A 16,137-nucleotide genomic window follows, 5' to 3' on the forward strand; every position below is an offset into this window, starting at 1 on the left:
TCAGAGACGCGGGGCTTTCTCGCCGTGCACGGCTGTGTATTCGGCTGCGAGCCAAGGTCCGAGGTCGTCGATGAGCATCCCGAGCACCGCCGGGTCGGGCGAGGGTGCACGCCCAATGGATGCGGCGATACGCATCTGTTCGACACGCTCGGGGTAGTAGCGGCCGAAGAGCTCGGCGGACTGGTCGAGGTCGCTGGTCCAGCCGCCCCATCGGGGCATGATCAGGGTGAATCCTGTGCGGACGATTCGACGGCCGACGAGACGGCTGAGGGTCCGGCGATCGGCGTCCGTGGTGGCTTCGGCTGCTTTGGCACGCCAGCGTCGAAGCACCCTGGCGAGGTCACCGTTGGTCTCCCGCGCGAGTAGGGCTGTGGGGCGGTAACAGGGCAGTTGTTCTGCGAGGTCAGGGCCCAGTAACGGGGTGCAGAGACAGGCGATGAAGAATCCGGCATCGTGACGTTCGACGTCGCTGAGCAGACCCCGCGTGCTGGTCAGCAGGATCCCGACGCCATCGATCTGCGGGAATGCACGGTCGAGTACGGCCTCGATTGCTTTGGCGTCAGTGCGGTCGGCTTCGGTGGGCTCGTCGTGGAGGGCGAGTTGGAGGTCGAGGTCGGAGACGCCGGCGGTGGCGGTGCCACGGGGGATGCTGCCGTAGAGGTAGGCGCTGTGCAGGCGCGTTCTGCCGAAGGTCTTGGTGATGTGAGCGCGGGCGGCATCGACGACGGGGACGAACGCTGGCGGCACTCGGTCCAGTGCGCCTTCGCGTGCGATCGTTCCGTCGCGGGCCAGCCCTCGTTCATTCATGGGGCCACTGTGCCTTGTGCTGTTGTGTGCTGCCGAGCGGATTTCCGAGGTGGTGTGGCGTCCGCGAATGGCACCGCCCAGACTGGGTCAGCAAGAAGCGGTGGCCAGCACGGGACGGAAGAGGTGCCGGACGCGGCCGAAGTGGCGTCGTCAACTGTCGGCCGACACGAGTTTCCTCGGCCAGCTGGGGGTGGCGCCTTTCCGCGCCAGACGCCTGGTCATGGGGGTGATGGCAGCCCAGGTGATCAGGGTCTCGGAGTGCTGGATGAGCCGCTCGTAGTCCCTGGCATGACGGCGTGCGTGCATCGCGAGCGACCTCCCAACGTCCCAGCGGCGGCGCAGCACGATGAAGGTGGAGGCGTCCTTCGGGCGACTGACCGGCTTGATGGTGAGGTTGAGGTGCTGTTTCGCCAAGTCGACGAACTTGCCCGCGTAGGCGGAGTCAGCCCACACGATCGTGATCTCGGGGTGCATCAGACGGAGACGGAAGAGGCCTTCCTTCGCCGCGGCGGCATCGTGCAGATCGGCGAGGGTGACCATGACCATGAGGGGCAGGCCGCGGGTATCGACGACCAGGTGGCGCTTGCGGCCGTTGATTTTCTTGCCCGCGTCGTAACCGCGGGTGGCTTTGGAGACAGTCTCGGGCTCCAGGCTCCGGTTTGCGGATCGGGGCGTCCCGCTCCCTTTGACCAGGCGGGGCGCGCCCGGAGGGCTGAGCGGGAAGGAGCGGCTGACGTCCTCGGTGTAGGCGGCGTCGATGAACGCCTCGATGTGCTGGTAGCCGCAGGCGGACCGTGCCGACGCGAGCTGTGAGGGCGGCCAGTGCGGTGGCGTAACGGTCGCCCAGGTGCGCGGCCGCGCGTTCGGCGGCGGTGCCCGGGGCGCGCGCCGGGGTGTGCTCGGCGCCGGCCCGGGTCAGGGGCAGCCGGAGCGCGTCTTCGAGGGCGAGGTGGGCGGACCAACCGGCGCCTGGGGGTCGAGCCGGGCGATGAGGGTACGGCTGACCTGCTGGAGTTCCTCGTCGTGGTCGATGCTCTGGAACCTGCCGCCGCGCCGGGGCTGGGCCAGTTGCTCGCGGAGCAGGGGCAGGGCCGGTGCTGCGAGGGGGCCCATGCGGTCCAGGCAGTTCACCACGTGGTTGGCCGTTGCGGGGTTCTTGGCCATGGCCTGCAGCAGTGTGTCCAGGACGGGCGGTGCCTCGGCCTCGCCGGCGATCTCCCAGAGCGCGGCCGCGCAATGCACCCGGACCCATTCGTAGCCGTGTGTCAGGAGGCCTCGCAGGCGCGGCAGTGCGAGGGAGGCGGGCGGGCCTATCTCGCCGAGCAGATCAGCCGCGTCACTGATCCGGAAGGTGATCGGGTCGTCGAGGAGGCCGAGCAGGAGCGGCATGACCTCGGCCAGGTCACCGCCGGTGGCCCACAGCGCGGCGACAGCGGCGGGCCGTACGTGCGCGTCGGTGGCGGTGGTCAGCGACCGGATCGTGTCCCGTGCGCCGATTGCCGCCGGGCCGAACGCCCCCAGCGCCTTCAGGGCTGATCGCGTGACGCCGTGCTGCTCGTGGCGCACCGCAGCGCCGAGCGTGTCCCCAAGCGCAGGAACCGAGGCCGGATCGGCGAGGGCGGCCAGGGCGGCCAGGATCGCGTTGACGCTCATCTCGTTCCACTGCTGGGAGAGGTCGAGCCGGTGCAGGTGGTCGCGGAGCCGGGGCGCCAACTGGTCCGCCGCCTGCGGCAGATGCCCTGCGCACTGGATCGCACGCCAGGCGTCGACGTCGCTGTCCAGCGCGGCCAGCAGACTCGGCAGCGCGCGTGCGTCGCCGAGGTGCGCCAAAGCCCGGACGGCCTCCTGGTGGCTTCTGCGCAGCAGTACGTCGGGGGTCGCCCATACGTGAGGGCCGTGCGCGGCGCGTTGGGCGTCGATGTGCGCGGCGAGTGCCTCCCGGGCCGGGGCTGCGATCGGATGACAGGAGGCCAGGACGGCCGCAGCCTCGGCGGCGACTTCCTGGTCGGCCGTGGTGAGCTGGTCGGTGATCAGCAAGAGGAGCCGGGTATGGTCCCCGCGCCAGGTGCGCATCAGCTCGCCGCTCATACGGATCGCGTCCAGGCGTGAGCCGGGGTCGGGGCTGCTCAGCTGCTCGGCCAGCACCGCGGTGCACTCGGGAACCCGGGCTCCCAGGGCTTCGTGGAACGTACGCAGCAGGGCGGTGGTCGGTGCGTACACGCGCGTGTGCCGGTCGAGATCGTCGAAGGCGGCGACGATCTGGGGCGCAACTGTGTCCGTGGGTGCCGCCGGGCGGCTCGGGGCCGGTGCGATCGGCCGCACGGTTATGGCGTGGGCAGTCTCGCGCAGCAGGCCGATGGCGACCGGCACGGCGTCCTCGCCGATCTCGTCCGGGGCGCAGCGGGCTCGCTGGACCACGGCCGCGAGCCGGGTCACCGGGTCCTGGGCCGGGTCGGCGGCGAGCCCGGAGAGCCAGCCCATCACCTGTTGCGTGGCCGCCGGCAGGCGCAGTGCCAGGGTGGCCGCCGCCTGAACGATCCGCAGCCGCGCCGCGATATCTTGCTCGGCGGCCAGCCGCTCGCGCAGCACGGCGGCGGCCAGGTCGGCGTCGTCGAGGAAGAGTCCGAGCCCGCCGATCGCGGCCAGGCGCACGTCCGGGTGGGGGTCGCGGGCGAGTTCGGCGAACTGCGCACCCCGCTCGCGCAGGAAGGCGATGGCCTGCGCGCAGCCCATCGGTGGGTAGTACTCGATCTCGGTGCCGTCGTCCTCAAAGCCCAGGTCGAGGGACTCCCGGCCGATGCTGACCAGCAGCGCGACGACGGCGGCCCGCTCGGGCGTGGTGCCGTCGGCGGCCAGCTCGAACAGGAAGGGCAGGCTGGCCGCCGTCGACGGGTACACGCTGCCCTGATGATGGACCGCGCCGTAGAAGCGGTCGAGAGCCTTGCCGCGTTCCTCGGTGTCCGGGGAGCGCAGCGCCCACAGCAGTGCTGGTACCTCCTCGGCGGTGCCGTACGCGTGCTCCAACGATGCCCAGTCGATGTCATCAAGTCCTTCGAACATGATCCGAACCATGCCAGGCGGCACTGACAACAAGGGCCTTTCCAGGCGCAGGGCCGCAGGACTCCATCAGCGCGGCCAGGGCCGAAGGGGCGAGGCGTGCTGCGCGGGATCACGGCAAGCGGCCGGGCCCCTCGCGCCCTTACAGGGCGGTTGAGGGAGCCGTCGGGCCCGGGGCGTTGCGCGGTGCGCCCGGGGAGGATGCGGGCGCCTGACGCAGGACGCGGGCCAAGCCGTGTCGTATGCGTTCGGCTTCGCCCCGTACCTGGGCGGGGACGTCGCCGCGCTCGTCGCCGAGGCGGCTGAAGATGGGGGTCTCCTGGAACACAGCGGGATCTGCTCTCCGTCGGGCTTTCCCAGCGGCGGTGCGGGCCGGTGGGTGGTTACAACTGCGGGTCGAGGCCGGTAACGGGCCACGCCCGGCACCCTACGGTCGGGCACTGACGCGGTGTCCTCGGCCGTCCAGTCACCGTCGAAGATCGCGGCGGCCAGGCGGTCATGTGCTCATGTTCCTCGGGGAGCCGGCGGCTCTTCGGCCTCCTCGTCGCCCGGCCCCTGGTGCCCCTGCACCAGCTGCTCGATCTCCCGGGGCACCTCGTACAGCGCCTTCAGGACCAGACCCCACGCCCGGTCCCGCAGCTCCTCCGGTACCTCGTCCTCGATCCTCTGCGCAAGCCTGCCGATCTCCTCCCGGGCGTCATCCTCCGTGCCCGTGGTCGGCGCGGTCATCACCTCCCACAGGAACCGGCCCACGCCGGCCGCCACCCGGCCTATGTTTCCGAGCACCGAGCCCACGTCCATCTGCGCTCCCTCTCCTGGTGGTTGGTGTCCTGCCGCAGCGGGAACCGCCCCAGTGTGCAGCACGGCTATCTTCCCGGCGGTGCAGGCAGCGGGTCCAGCAACAGGTCCTTGAGGGCGATGGCATCCTCGCGGGCGGGCCAGACCGTGATTCCGGCGGCCTCGAGGTACGTCCTGCCGGAGGCGGCGGCTCTTGCGTGTGGCCCGGCTGCACACCATGGCCGAGCGCGCCGCTCGGCGGTGACCGACCAGCGGAAAGCGGCCCCCAGTTTGTCAGTGCCGGGTGGAATCATCGACCCAGTGCTGTTTTGCGCGTCAGGGGGCGGTTGTGGCTGTTGAGTGGGAGCGCGTCGGACAGCCGGGGTTCGACCGGATCGTCGAGGCCGTGGTGCACCGTGTGTACGAGGCCTCAGCGCGCGTGGAGGCGGTCAACGGGCGGGGCGGGGACGACGGAATCGACATCAAGGCCATCGATGGTTCCCGGATTCGGGTCTTCCAGCTGAAGTACTACCTGGACGGGTTTCCGACCGGATCGTTCAAGGGTCGGCGCAAGTCGATCAGGGAGTCGTTCTCCCGGGCCATGCGGCAGGGGCCGCAGGAGTGGGTGCTGGTAGTGCCCTGCGTACTGACGGCGGCGGAGCGGGAGTTCGTGCTCTCTCTGGGGGCCGGACATGCGGTGCAGGTGGAGGTGTGGGACCGGGCGAAGCTGGATGATCTGTTGTCGGTGCACGCGGACGTGGAGGCGTCGTTCACCCGGGACCAGCTGTTGGAGGCGGCGAAGGTGTACGGGCAGGAGCGTGCCCTGCTGATGGGCGGCATCGGCGATGTGAGCGCCCGGGTGACAGCGCTGGGCGGGCAGGTCGACGGGCTGGACGACCATTGGACTGTGGACTTCGCCCGGGAGGGCGACATGGTGGTGCACATGCTGCGCGGCAAGCACGCGCGGGCCCACGAGGTCTCGCCCATCGTGATCACTCTGACCGGGATGGGACCCCTGGCGCCGGAGCAGGCTGAGGCGGTGCGGCGCAGCCTGGGCTACGGGCTGGACGAGAAGGTGGTGCTTCCGCGCGGGGCGGTGGGAAAAATGACGGTCACCGGGCCCTGGTTCCTGGCCCGGGAGCATCAGGATGTCGAGGTGCGGTGGTATCCGGCGCAGGCAACCTTGCCGGCCGGGATGGACGCGGAACTGGTGTTCCTGGACGGCGAGCAGGTCACGGCGTCCTACCCCGGCACTCTGAAGCACCTGGGACGCGGCAGCTCCGGCCGGTCGGTGCGTAGGGAACTGGCAGGCGGCCGACTGCAGTTGCTTCAGCCCGACAACCCCAAGGCCTCGGCGTCCCTGAAGTTCACGTTCCGCTGGATGGGTTGGAGCCGGCTGCTGCCCTGCGGGTGCTGCGCATCCACCGGCTTATCGCGGCCGGCGGTGCCTTCGAAGTACGTACGAGCCAAGGCGCTGTCGGGGGCGGCGAGGTGCCGCCCTCACCCGAGGCGGTGCACCGGGAGGCCGCACAGCTACAGCTCTACCTCGAAGACCTGGAGGTGGTGCAGCGTCACTGCGAGCAGTACTTCGCCCTGCCCGACGAGTGCACCCCGGAAGAACGGATCTTCCTGCGCATCGCGCGTCTCCTCGTTGACGGGCACTGCGTGGTCTCTCCCTTCCTGCCGCGGGCCCGTATCACTCTCAACGGCCGCGACTCCCCCGTCGTACGTGCGCTGCTCAGCGGCGAGCCGCATCCCGTGCGGCTGCCGTGCGGCGGATTCACCGTTCCGTTCGCCGGACGGCGCCTGGAGCTGGGCCCGGTGCTCGTCTTCCATCCCCGGGCCGCCGCCGAGCCGGACAGCGGCGGCAAGGCCCTGGCAGCTCTCGGAGCCGGGCGCGGCGACGGAGCCGAGGTCTCCATACGGCCCGCCGACGGACAGCGGTTCCGGCTGCTGCTCCAGCCCTCCGTCACCGGACCCGAGGCCTCTCCCGTACCACTGGAGCTGCCTGGCTTCCCCGAGCCCCGGTAACCCATGCGGCAGGTCCGCCGTATCGGCATTACGGTCATGGGGCTGCCTGGTGCTGCCGCCCTGCAGGCGTGGCGGAGCGTGCGGGGTACACGAGCAGCAGGGGCGTGACACCGCGTGCATGGTCTCCCTGCCCCATTTCGCATCCTTGCTGTGTCTTCCGAGCCGCCTCGGAGGTTGGTGTCCGGCACGTCTGTGCTCCTCGCTGCTCGAAGGCGCGTCTTGCCGATCGGCTGCGGGGACCTGCCCTCCCGCGCCGATGGACGGGAGGTGAGGGAGGAAGGCGTCACACCGGGCAGCCGTCCGGGGGCGGCGTGGTGAGTGCGGCCAGCAGGCGGTCCATGAGGTCCTGGTAGCGGTGGAGGTCTTCGGCCCAGTCGGGGACGAGGAGGTACTGCACGCTGCTCATGGTGATCGCGGCTTCCCCCAGCCGGCTGGCGGGGGCGATGCCTCCGGCACGGACCCATTGCTCCCACATCGGATCGGTCATCAGCTCTGCCGGCATCTCGGCGTCGGCGCGTTCCATGAGCAGCTTCATCAGTGTGGAGGAGGCCTTGGTGCAGGCGTGGACCGCCTCGCACAGCAGTGTGCGTCGCTTGTTCGATGGCGCGGACCAGGCCGGGCAGTCAGTGCGCCAGTGGGGAGAGGGCGCGCAGGTCGGTTCCGGCTTTGTCGGCGGCGAGGTGGGTGGCGATGATCCGGTCGAGTTCCTCGGGCGGGCCGGTCCACCCGCTGCGCCAGGCAGCGGTGAGTTCTTCGGGGCTGACGTCGGCCATGCCGCCGGTCAGCAGGCGGGCGCCGACGCGGATCAGTGTGGCGTCGAAGGGGTTGGACACCGTGCCGGGTTCGGGCAGGGCGATGCCTGCGGTGGCGGCATGCTCGCGCAGGAGACCGTCCAGGTCCCGTCCGATGGCGCGCCGCCCCTGCAGCAGCTGCTCGGCGAGGTCCTGGCGGGCTTCGAAGGCGGTGTCGCTGTCACCCTGCGGGATCTGGGCCAGGGTGATGCCCGCCTGGCGCAGCCGGGAGGCGCTCTGTTCGGTGTCGTCGATCGCCCAGAACGTCCAGCCGATCCAGCTCATGGAGCGGCCTGTCCTGGAGAGGGCGGCGAGCCATGCGGCCAGGTGGACGATGTCGTAGCGCAGCGCGCCGGTTGCGGGGTCGGTCCACTGGTCGGCCGGGGCCAGCCAGCGCTTGGCGCGCCAGCGTTCGAACTGGTGGTGGGTGACGGTCAGTCTGCAGCGCTGTACTTCTTCGAGTACGCGGGCATCAAGGCCGCACTGTGGCCCGCGTTCATGCAGTTGGTCCGCTCCGCCTCCGGCAAGGCCGTCACCTGCGGCGATCAGAACTCGCCCGACACGAAGACGAAGGCGAAGGCGAAGACGAAGACGAAGGAGAGGCTGCATGAGGTCCTCGAACACCGCGGCCGCCATCGCCGCCCGCCGCACGCAGACCAAGGACAAGCTGGACCGCGTCACAACAGCCATCGGCCAGCTCCGCCGCGACCGCAGGCGGCTGACCGTCCGCGCCATCGCCCAACGCGCCGACCTGTCCGCCACATTCCTCTAGCGGGAGGCGTACGCGCGCCTGCTCAAGCAGCTCGCCACGCTCTACCCCGCCCCCGAGAGCACCGGCGCACCGCAGAAGGACACGGCCACCACGGCGGAAAAGGCCGTCACCCCCGCCGCGCCCGCCGCGCCTGTGGCCGAGGAATCCCGGGCGGCGGTCGACGCACCGGCCGCCGTGTCGCTGCCGCGTGCCGAACGGGCGCCGCAAAGCTCGCGGCGTCCCGCTGTGAAGAAGGCCGCCCCGGCGAACACCGCCGCGCAAGGAGGCGCGTACGCGCACGGTCCGCTGCTCGTCCTCGACGCCGACGCGGAGCGACAGGTGACCGGCTACGGCGTGGGCGGGCTGATCGTGGACGTTCCCGCTGAGTCGCTGCCCGCCCTGATCGAATGGACGCTGGCCAAGGCGCGGCTCGGGTCCGAAAAGCTGCACGGCTCAGGGAAGGACGGCGACCCGCTGCTGGTGCTCACTGAAGCGGCGTGCGAACGGTACGGCCTGCCCGCCTTCCTGTCCGAGGCCGAGCGGCTTGCCGGGCGGCTGCCGGAAGGGCACAAGGTCATCCGACCAGGAAGGACAGCGGCTGCGGCCGGTCACGCGAAACGCGGCCGCGCGGAGACCATCACGCGGAGGTGCGGGGGTGGTTCTGGTCGCGCCAGGCCCGAGGCGAGATTCCGTATGCCTGTTTGAACACCTTGCTGAAGTGGGTCGCGTCCACGAAGCCCCAGCTCCGTCCTATCGCTGCGATGGTCCGCAGCCGGCCGTTCGGGCCGGCCAGCTCTCGCCTGCATTCGGCCAGGCGGCGTGTACGGATCCAGTCTCCGAGGCTGATTCCCGACCGGGACAGCACAGCGTAGAGATGACGTACGGAGATGTCGTGTGCGGCGGCGATCCGTGCCGCCGACAGATCGGGATCAGCCAGGTGCTCCCGGAGGTATTGAGTGATCCGCAGGCTGAGGGTCGCTTCCAACGGTGCTCTGGCCAGGCTGGAGTTGCCGTGCTGGGACGTCAGGACGGCACGGAGGAGTTCGATGCTGGGTTCCACGACGGCGTCGGCGTGCACGCCCTGGTGCAATGCGTCGGTGACGGCCAGTTGGGAGAAGTAGGTGAAGGCGAGGCGCGCAACGGGGTTGTCGGATCCCAGCGGGACCGCGGTGATGTCGCGGAGCAACCGGCCGGGGAGGGCGAGTGCTGCGCGGGGGAAACGGATGAAGCGGTAGTCGACTCCCTCGTCGAAGAGATGTGTGTAGGGAGCGATCGATTCGTAGACGGCGAATTCCCCCGGCCTCAGCAGGCACTCACGACCGTTTTGCACCACCACGCTGCTGCCCGTCATCTGAACACCGAGGGTGACGGCCGGTTCGTCGTCCTCCCGGGCGAGCCGCTCCGTGCGACGGAGGGTGACCGCGGTCGCCCGCGCCGAACAGATCCTGATGGGCCCCGCGGCGCCGAGCCCGATGCGAACGGAGATGTCCTCAGCCGCAGGACGGTGGTCGATATCGACCGCCACCATGGATTTCCACACCGCGTTGCGGACCACTTCCTCCCGGTCCCGCGGTGGTATGAACGCGGTGTCCAGGACCGGGCTCATGAGGCAGACCTTCGTCTGCGTCGGTCATCAAGCCGGCCTGGCAGTATCCCGGCCCGTTCCCCCACAAGTCCCCCTCGACACGGACGGTTCCCGACATCAGTGTGGCCATATCCGATCTCGCTGCGCAACGGCTTCGGCGGGCACACACAGAATCCTCGCCTGATGCGGCGTCACCTTGAGGCTGCGCACTACTGACAAAGTTCCCTGCACGGATGACAAAGTCCGAAGCCGACGATGACCCTAAGGTCCATCGGTGAGGCCATCACTGAGATGACATCACCGACCGGAAGGATTGCATCGTGCAACAAGTATCAACGACGCTGCGCATGCGGAGCGGGGTGTTGGGGGCTTTGGCTCTCCTCTTCGCCGCAGGCCTGACGGCCAGCCCGATGATGACTGCACCGGCCCACGCCGCCTACGGTCCGTGCAACACGACGGTGAAGCGCACCGATGGGTTGGGCAGTGGCGGCAACCCTGGCAATCACTACAAAATCCCCGCGCGCACCGGTAACGGTCTGAGCTGTTACATGAAATATCAGACGGGCAGTCCAAACGCCGTGAGGGAGCTGCAATGGGCCATCGTTTTCTGCTACAGCGGCACCTATGCCGCCAATCGGATCAACGCCACCGGAGGGATAGACGGGATCTACGGCACCGGCACGGTGGATGCCGTTCGGTGGCTCCAAGCTAACCGCCTGGGCGTGAGTGCCGACGGCGAATACGGGCCGGCGACCCGTGAACAGATGCAGTGGGTGTTGTATACCGAGGGCGGTAACTCTATCGGCTGCCTCAATCCCCCTTTCTAGTCAACACAACATCTGTCGACGCCGACCTCTGTGCCTAAGGTCGGCGTCGAAGTCTGCCTTGCAGGCCAATACCGTAGGCACTGGCACACGTAACGGAGCTGCCAGTTGATGTCGGTCTGGAACTGGACGGTGAGCTACGCGGGGCCGCCGTTGTGGCGAAGCACCTCGTCACTGTGGCCGCAGTGTTCGGGGGCGAGCCTGGTCGTGGCCGACAACCGGGCGAAGCGGGTCGACCAACTGCGGTCGGTCGCTGCTGTTGGCAGGGGTAACGAGCAGGTGGGTGCCGTCCGCAGCCAGGTAGCGACGGCCGTGGTACTTCCCAATGATCAAGGCCAAATCCTGCTATGGGGCAGATCCGCAGTGTGTGTCATGCCCCTCAGTGGAAGTTGCCCTCGCTGGTGGCATCGGCCTCCACCAGGGCAGGACGGCCGGGCTCGGGGTCGTCGATGAACACCTCGGTCTCGACGTCGCCGTGACCGGTTGACAGATGACGTTCGCCGGTGCCGGTGAGCGATCACGAGCGACCGGGGTAGGCGGCCGACGGGAGGGCGTCGATCGCGACTGGTCGGCGATGGCGCCGGAGGTTGAGACGGATCATGGCGGCGCGGCCGTCGCGCAGGGCGGTCAGCGCGTCGGGTTTCGTACGCGCCCCACGGGCCCGGGTCGTACACCGCCAACGCCGCTCGGTACTCCTTTAGGGCAACGAGGGTGGCGTCAGGGCCATTGGCATCGAACTCCAAAGCGGCCACCTACTCCCGAACACGGTCACCGACTCCTGTACCGCTGCTCGCAGTTCCACTGCGACCGGTCGGCGTCGGCGCAACATCGGGTAGAGCCCGTCCACCCCCAGGCCGAACAGGAAACTCACAAGATAGCCGATCACGCCCGGAACCCTCGGACAAGCGTCCACCATTCAACTGCCCTTCCCATCGCTCCAATCGTCAACTCGGCGAACCTATGCGGTCACAGCACTAGCTGGGCACAGCCCTCCGGGGCGGCTGGTGCGGGGAGGCAACTTCCCTCTTGGCGGGGGCCGAGGAGGACGAAAGGATCAACCGGCGTGAACGACGCGCCGCCTGAAGGGGGATCGCATGACTCAGGGGCCACCGCCGTCCGGCCTCTCCGCACAGGAGTGGAGGCTCACGACGCTCCTGCGGCCGCAGACCAAGGACTTCTGGCTGACACTGGAGGACGCCACTGTCCTCCTTCGCAGGATTTCGGATCAGCCCCCGAACGCGCATTTCGTCGCCGATCAATTTCTGACACCAAGTGATCAGGTGAACACGCACAGAAATAAACAAATCCAACTCGATCGCCGTTCCGGTACTCACGGCGCATCACCCTCAGATGCCGTGTCCTCCAGCCTCGCACAGCTGCGACCGACCTCGGCGAGGCACTTCTCGTACTGCTGCACCCCAGGCCCGAAAGCGTCATACTCAGCGCTGGAATCCGCCGACCGCAGCCGCCCCCCGCCGTCTCCGCGGGGAAGGAGCGGGCCGGTGCGCCACTGGCACTGGGTGAGGTGTCATCGGGTGTGCGGGTCCGGCAGGGTGATGGACTCGCCCGGGGCGGGCCAGTGCAGCGGGACGCCGGCGGCGTCGAAGACCTGCTGGACGTGGCTGCGGTCTTCGGTGTAGTGCGCCCAGCCCTCGGCGTGCACGGCCACCACGAGGGGGTCGCCGAGCAGGCGACGGGCCTCGACGGCCTGGACCGCGGTCAGCGACAGTCGTATGTCACCGAGTGCCTCGAAGCCGGCCGCGCCCAGGTGCAGCAGCGCCACGTCGACGCGGTACCGGTCGGCCAGGGCGCTCATCGCGTCCAGGTCGACGGTGTCACCGGAGACGTACACGCTCGGTGCCGAGCCGTCGTCGGTGTGCAGGAGGAAGCCGGTGACCGGGCCGGTGAGGTCCTCGGTGCCGACCGGACCGTGGCGGGCGGGGACCGCGGTGATGCTCAGCGGCGTGCGGCCCGGCTTCGCCATGGTCCGGGTCTGCCAGGGCTCCAGGCCAACGGCTACGCCCCCGAGATCCTCGGCGCCGGCAACGGTGGTGAACACCTCCGGGGCACCGGAGGCCACCGTACGCCCGGTGGCGTCAAGGTTGTCCTGGTGCCCGGTGTGGCTGACCACGACGGCGTCGAGAGCGGGCAGTTGTTCGGGCTTCAGCGCCGGGTCGGCGGTCTTGCGCACCAGGACAGGGCCGTCCTGGTATTCGGTGCCGGCGGCGTCGAAGGTCGGGTCGGTCAGCAGCGTCCAGCCGGCCAGGTGGATCAGCGCGGTGGGGCCGCCGAGCACCGTCACGGTGTGCGCGGCGGGGGTCACGGCAACGTCGGTTACCACAGGTACTCCTTGACGATCAGGGGTTGGCTCACTCACTTTGGCCGAGTTACTTTCTTCTGGGAAGTACATACCTTCAGGTGAGGTGAGCACGTGCAGGAAAGCACGCGAGGCAACGTCCGCGATCCCGCCTGCCCCGGCAGGCAGCTGTTCGACCTGGTCACCGCCCGGTGGGCCGCCCTGGTCCTGGTGGATCTCATGGACGGCCCGCAACGCTGGTCGGAGCTGCGTCGACGGGCCGGCGGCGTCAGCGACAAGATGCTCGCGCAGACCCTGCGCGACCTCGAAGCCGGCGGACTGATCACCCGCACCGTGCACACCAGTCGCCCGCCGACGGTGCAGTACGCCCTGACCGACCTCGCCCGCGGCGTCACCGCCGCACTGCAACACCTGCAGGACTGGGCCGAACAGCACACCGGCGACTACGCCCACCACCGACACACCCACACCACCGACCCGAAGCCCTGAAAAGGAAGGCTCGGTGTGCACACGTCACCGTGCTTCCGCCGTATGAGCTAGGCCGTGTATCGGAAGTGCTGTGAGCGGGTTGATTTTCAGGGTGCGGTGCCCGGGGCCGGCTGAGACTCAGTCACCGGACCGTTCCAGGAAGCCGGCGAGGCTACGGTTCGCCTCGGGCGGGATGGCGTGCGGAAGCGCGTGATGAGACACATCCGGCAGCACGGTCGTCGCGACGCGTGGCAGCAGCGCCTCGGCGCGGGCGGCCACCTCGGAGGGGTCATGGGTCCTGCTGCTTCCGGCGAGGAGCAACAGGACCGGCAGGTCCAGGCCGCGCAGGGCGTCCGGTGCCGGACGCGGCCCGGTTACGGGTCGGAGAGAGGGGAAACCGGCGGCCGCCTCTTGCAGGGCGAGCCAGTCGGGATCGAGGGCGGAGCCTTTGGTCTCCCACTCCAGGAAGGCGCGGACCCGGCGGGGTGTGTTCCGCAGCAGCATGGGCAGTGCGTGCAGCAGGTAGGCCGGGCTGAACCCGGCGAAGCACTGGGTCGGGTCCAGAAGGACCAGGCGGCGTATCCGGTCGGGCGCGCGCATGGCGTGATGCAGCGCGATCCAGGCGCCGTACGAGTGTCCGCCCAGGTCGGTCTCGGCCACTCCGAGGCCGTCGAGAAGCGCGTCCAGCCAGGCCGACAGGTCGGCGACCGTACGGGGGCGGCGGTCGCCGTCGGGAGTGCTGCGTCCTGGGGCGCCGATCAAGTCGACGGCGAACACCCGGTGGGTGCGGGACAGTTCGGCGGCCTGCGCGTACCAGGACGCGGAGGTTGCGCCCCCTCCGCCGGGCAGGAGGACGAGCGAGGGCCTGTCGGCCGGGCCGCATACGTTGACGTGTGTCGTGCCGAAGGGCGTGGGAACGGTCACCGTCTCGCGAGCGGCAGGCCACTTGGTCATGACCTTGTCGTAGGCCATGAGGAAGTTGTCGGCGTCGTACGTATCGCGAGCGTTCATGAACGGCGACTCCTCTATTATCTCGCTCAGCAAGATACTTGTTGGGCGAGATGATACGTGGAGGTGGTCCGTGCCCGATCAGGAGGGTGAGGAACTCGTCGAACGAGCCGAGCCGGGGCCCGAGATGGAGATCGTCCACCTGCTGCGCGCGGTGGCCGTCGACCTGGGCAGGCACAGCACCCGGTTCGCACAGCGCAACGGCATGCACCCCACCGACGTGCGTGCGCTGATCGCCCTGATGGACGCCGCCCGCGCCGGCGAGGAGACCACAGCAGGGCACCTGGGCACCGCTCTCGGGCTCAACTCGGCAGGAACCACAGCACTGGTCGACCGCTTGGAACGGGCCGGGCATGTGCGGCGGGTGCGCGATGCGCGGGACCGCCGCAAGGTCACCATCGAAGTGGACGAGCGGGCGGTCGCCCTCGGCTGGTCCCACTTCGGACCGCTCATCGATCGGGCGGTGGACCTGCTGCGGGGATACGACGAGCGGGAACTGGCCGCGATCAGGGGCTTTCTGACTGGGATGCGGAAGGCAGCGGTCTAGGACTCGAATATGCTGGTCACAGCCACTCGTTGATGGCCGCGACGAGAACGGTCGCCTCGTAACGAACCGCGAGTTTGTCGTATCCCGTGGCCACGGCACGATGCCTTTTGAGGCGATTGATGCCGCACTCGACCGCGTGGCGCCCGCGGTAGTCGACCGGGTCGAACTTCGGCGGCCGACCGCCGCGGGAGCCGCCCTGCTTGCGGTGACGCGCCTGGTCGGCCTCGTCCGGGATGGTGCAGCGGATGCCTCCTCTACGCAGGTAGGCGCGATTCTCGCGGAAGGCGTAAGCCTCGTCAGCGCGCACGCCGTCCGGGCGAATGCGTGGCCGGCCCACCCCGACGCGGGACACGCGAACCTTCTCCAGCACGGCCTCGAACTGTGGCGAGTCGCCGCGCTGCCCGGCCGTCACCACGATCGACAGAGGCTTCTGGCCCTGCTCGACAGCCAAGTGCAGTTTGGTGGTGAACCCGCCGCGCGAGCGTCCCAGTCCGTGATCACGAGGCTCGGTGACGACACCGCCCGGCGGTTCCTTCTGCAGGTCACCGTGCTTTCGGGCCCCGGCCGCATGCTGATGAGCGCGACACACCGTGGAGTCGACGCTGTCGACGCTCAGGTCCCACGAGATCGCCCCCTGCGCGTCGGCCAGAGCCTGGAGCCGGGTGAGAACCCGGTGCCAGGTGCCATCCCGCTGCCACCGGCGGAACAAGTCGTAGGTCCGGCCTCACGGCCCGTACTCGACGGGCACATCCCGCCACGGAACACCCGTCCGGACACGGAACCGTATGCCGTCGATCAGCTGCCGCCGCGGCCAGACGGGCGGCCGCCCCACCTTCGTCCCGTCGGCAACAACGGCTCCAGTACAGCCCGCTGTTCCTCCGTGAGATCTCCCCGCCCCATGAAACACGATCATTCATAGGTCGAGATCCACCTTCGATACACGGCCTAGTGCCGCGGCAGGCAACGTTTGCCCGTCAAGGTGCGGCGTCCGGTGCGTGCTCTCGGTGTGCCGACCGGAAGCCCTCGTACTGGATGTACTTGGGTTTTCGGCCGGTGCGGCGAGAGGGCGTGCCGGGCGTCGCGACGGGGCGAACGTTGCCTGTCGCGGCACTAGTTCGCGGGTGACCACCCTGCGGGCGGGGCACCCGGATCCGTTCCAAGACCTCGATCATCT

14 protein-coding genes and 3 pseudogenes are annotated in these 16,137 nt (G+C 69.3%); 6 read left to right on the forward strand and 11 right to left on the reverse strand.

Translation table 11 applies throughout. The features are described 5' to 3' along the window. The 5 genes and pseudogenes from RM704_RS06210 to RM704_RS06235 form a co-directional block, all read right to left on the reverse strand. Positions 1–807, reverse strand: a complete 807-nt coding sequence (locus RM704_RS06210) for a nucleotidyltransferase domain-containing protein (RefSeq protein ID WP_033532188.1) — start codon at positions 805–807, stop codon at positions 1–3. Positions 808–960: 153 nt separating this feature from the next. Then, positions 961–1,446, reverse strand: a pseudogene (locus tag RM704_RS06215) (transposase); the annotation flags it as partial. 276 nt (positions 1,447–1,722) lie between these two features. Then, positions 1,723–3,867, reverse strand: coding sequence for a HEAT repeat domain-containing protein (locus tag RM704_RS06220; protein ID WP_311589957.1), 2,145 nt, complete (start codon positions 3,865–3,867; stop codon positions 1,723–1,725). 501 nt (positions 3,868–4,368) lie between these two features. Next, a complete protein-coding gene (locus RM704_RS06230; protein WP_311590238.1) occupies positions 4,369–4,665 on the reverse strand; it encodes a hypothetical protein in 297 nt (98 codons plus the stop codon). A 57-nt stretch (positions 4,666–4,722) separates the two neighbouring features. After that, positions 4,723–4,859, reverse strand: a pseudogene (locus tag RM704_RS06235) (fic family toxin-antitoxin system, toxin component); the annotation flags it as partial. 1,168 nt (positions 4,860–6,027) lie between these two features. Here RM704_RS06235 and RM704_RS06240 point away from each other — a divergent pair. Continuing rightward, positions 6,028–6,672: a hypothetical protein gene (locus tag RM704_RS06240; protein WP_157856821.1), complete on the forward strand. Its 645-nt coding sequence runs from the start codon at positions 6,028–6,030 to the stop codon at positions 6,670–6,672. Between the two features lie 283 nt (positions 6,673–6,955). On the opposite strand, the gene RM704_RS06245 is transcribed toward RM704_RS06240, so the two are convergent. Together RM704_RS06245 and RM704_RS06250 are read right to left on the reverse strand one after the other, a co-directional pair. Further along, positions 6,956–7,207, reverse strand: coding sequence for a hypothetical protein (locus RM704_RS06245; RefSeq protein ID WP_311589961.1), 252 nt, complete (start codon positions 7,205–7,207; stop codon positions 6,956–6,958). An 88-nt stretch (positions 7,208–7,295) separates the two neighbouring features. After that, the gene (locus RM704_RS06250; protein WP_311589962.1) at positions 7,296–8,072 is read right to left on the reverse strand and encodes a hypothetical protein; all 777 of its coding nucleotides are present in this window, start codon (positions 8,070–8,072) and stop codon (positions 7,296–7,298) included. Here RM704_RS06250 and RM704_RS06255 point away from each other — a divergent pair. After that, positions 8,071–8,235: a hypothetical protein gene (locus RM704_RS06255; protein WP_157856820.1), complete on the forward strand. Its 165-nt coding sequence runs from the start codon at positions 8,071–8,073 to the stop codon at positions 8,233–8,235. The genes RM704_RS06250 and RM704_RS06255 overlap by 2 nt on opposite strands. A 132-nt stretch (positions 8,236–8,367) precedes the next feature. Then, positions 8,368–8,919, forward strand: coding sequence for a DUF8841 domain-containing protein (locus tag RM704_RS06260; RefSeq protein ID WP_311589964.1), 552 nt, complete (start codon positions 8,368–8,370; stop codon positions 8,917–8,919). On the opposite strand, the gene RM704_RS06265 is transcribed toward RM704_RS06260, so the two are convergent. After that, positions 8,852–9,820, reverse strand: a complete 969-nt coding sequence (locus RM704_RS06265; RefSeq protein WP_033532183.1) for an AraC-like ligand-binding domain-containing protein — start codon at positions 9,818–9,820, stop codon at positions 8,852–8,854. The two genes, RM704_RS06260 and RM704_RS06265, sit on opposite strands and share 68 nt — an antisense overlap. 299 nt (positions 9,821–10,119) lie before the next feature. Between RM704_RS06265 and RM704_RS06270 the strand changes: the two genes are divergently transcribed. Further along, positions 10,120–10,626: a peptidoglycan-binding domain-containing protein gene (locus RM704_RS06270; RefSeq protein ID WP_033532182.1), complete on the forward strand. Its 507-nt coding sequence runs from the start codon at positions 10,120–10,122 to the stop codon at positions 10,624–10,626. Positions 10,627–12,151: 1,525 nt separating this feature from the next. On the opposite strand, the gene RM704_RS06275 is transcribed toward RM704_RS06270, so the two are convergent. Further along, positions 12,152–12,964, reverse strand: coding sequence for an MBL fold metallo-hydrolase (locus RM704_RS06275; protein WP_052146546.1), 813 nt, complete (start codon positions 12,962–12,964; stop codon positions 12,152–12,154). Between the two features lie 90 nt (positions 12,965–13,054). Here RM704_RS06275 and RM704_RS06280 point away from each other — a divergent pair, with 90 nt between their 5' ends. After that, on the forward strand, positions 13,055–13,429 hold the full coding sequence (locus RM704_RS06280; protein WP_033532180.1) for a winged helix-turn-helix transcriptional regulator: 375 nt from the start codon (positions 13,055–13,057) through the stop codon (positions 13,427–13,429). Positions 13,430–13,546: 117 nt separating this feature from the next. Here the strand turns inward: RM704_RS06280 and RM704_RS06285 are convergent, their stop codons facing one another. After that, positions 13,547–14,419: an alpha/beta fold hydrolase gene (locus RM704_RS06285; protein WP_033532179.1), complete on the reverse strand. Its 873-nt coding sequence runs from the start codon at positions 14,417–14,419 to the stop codon at positions 13,547–13,549. 124 nt (positions 14,420–14,543) lie between these two features. Between RM704_RS06285 and RM704_RS06290 the strand changes: the two genes are divergently transcribed. Next, complete coding sequence (locus RM704_RS06290) at positions 14,544–14,963, forward strand: MarR family transcriptional regulator (protein WP_052146576.1); 420 nt, start codon at positions 14,544–14,546, stop codon at positions 14,961–14,963. A gap of 16 nt (positions 14,964–14,979) precedes the next feature. On the opposite strand, the pseudogene RM704_RS06295 reads toward RM704_RS06290, so the two are convergent. Beyond that, a pseudogene (locus RM704_RS06295) lies at positions 14,980–15,863 on the reverse strand (IS5 family transposase). Between the last annotated feature and the right edge of the window lie 274 nt (positions 15,864–16,137).

The organism is Streptomyces gottesmaniae (assembly GCF_031845845.1).
GTDB lineage: Bacteria > Actinomycetota > Actinomycetes > Streptomycetales > Streptomycetaceae > Streptomyces > Streptomyces akebiae.

Excerpts from the sequence above, each read along its gene's own strand:
- RM704_RS06210 (WP_033532188.1), bottom strand. The coding sequence starts at position 807 with ATGAATGAACGAGGGCTGGCCCGCGACGGAACGATCGCACGCGAAGGC.
- RM704_RS06220 (WP_311589957.1), bottom strand. The coding sequence starts at position 3,867 with ATGTTCGAAGGACTTGATGACATCGACTGGGCATCGTTGGAGCACGCG.
- RM704_RS06230 (WP_311590238.1), bottom strand. The coding sequence starts at position 4,665 with ATGGACGTGGGCTCGGTGCTCGGAAACATAGGCCGGGTGGCGGCCGGC.
- RM704_RS06245 (WP_311589961.1), bottom strand. The coding sequence starts at position 7,207 with ATGAAGCTGCTCATGGAACGCGCCGACGCCGAGATGCCGGCAGAGCTG.
- RM704_RS06255 (WP_157856820.1), top strand. The coding sequence starts at position 8,071 with ATGAGGTCCTCGAACACCGCGGCCGCCATCGCCGCCCGCCGCACGCAG.
- RM704_RS06250 (WP_311589962.1), bottom strand. The coding sequence starts at position 8,072 with ATGCAGCCTCTCCTTCGTCTTCGTCTTCGCCTTCGCCTTCGTCTTCGT.
- RM704_RS06265 (WP_033532183.1), bottom strand. The coding sequence starts at position 9,820 with ATGAGCCCGGTCCTGGACACCGCGTTCATACCACCGCGGGACCGGGAG.
- RM704_RS06285 (WP_033532179.1), bottom strand. The coding sequence starts at position 14,419 with ATGAACGCTCGCGATACGTACGACGCCGACAACTTCCTCATGGCCTAC.
- RM704_RS06290 (WP_052146576.1), top strand. The coding sequence starts at position 14,544 with ATGGAGATCGTCCACCTGCTGCGCGCGGTGGCCGTCGACCTGGGCAGG.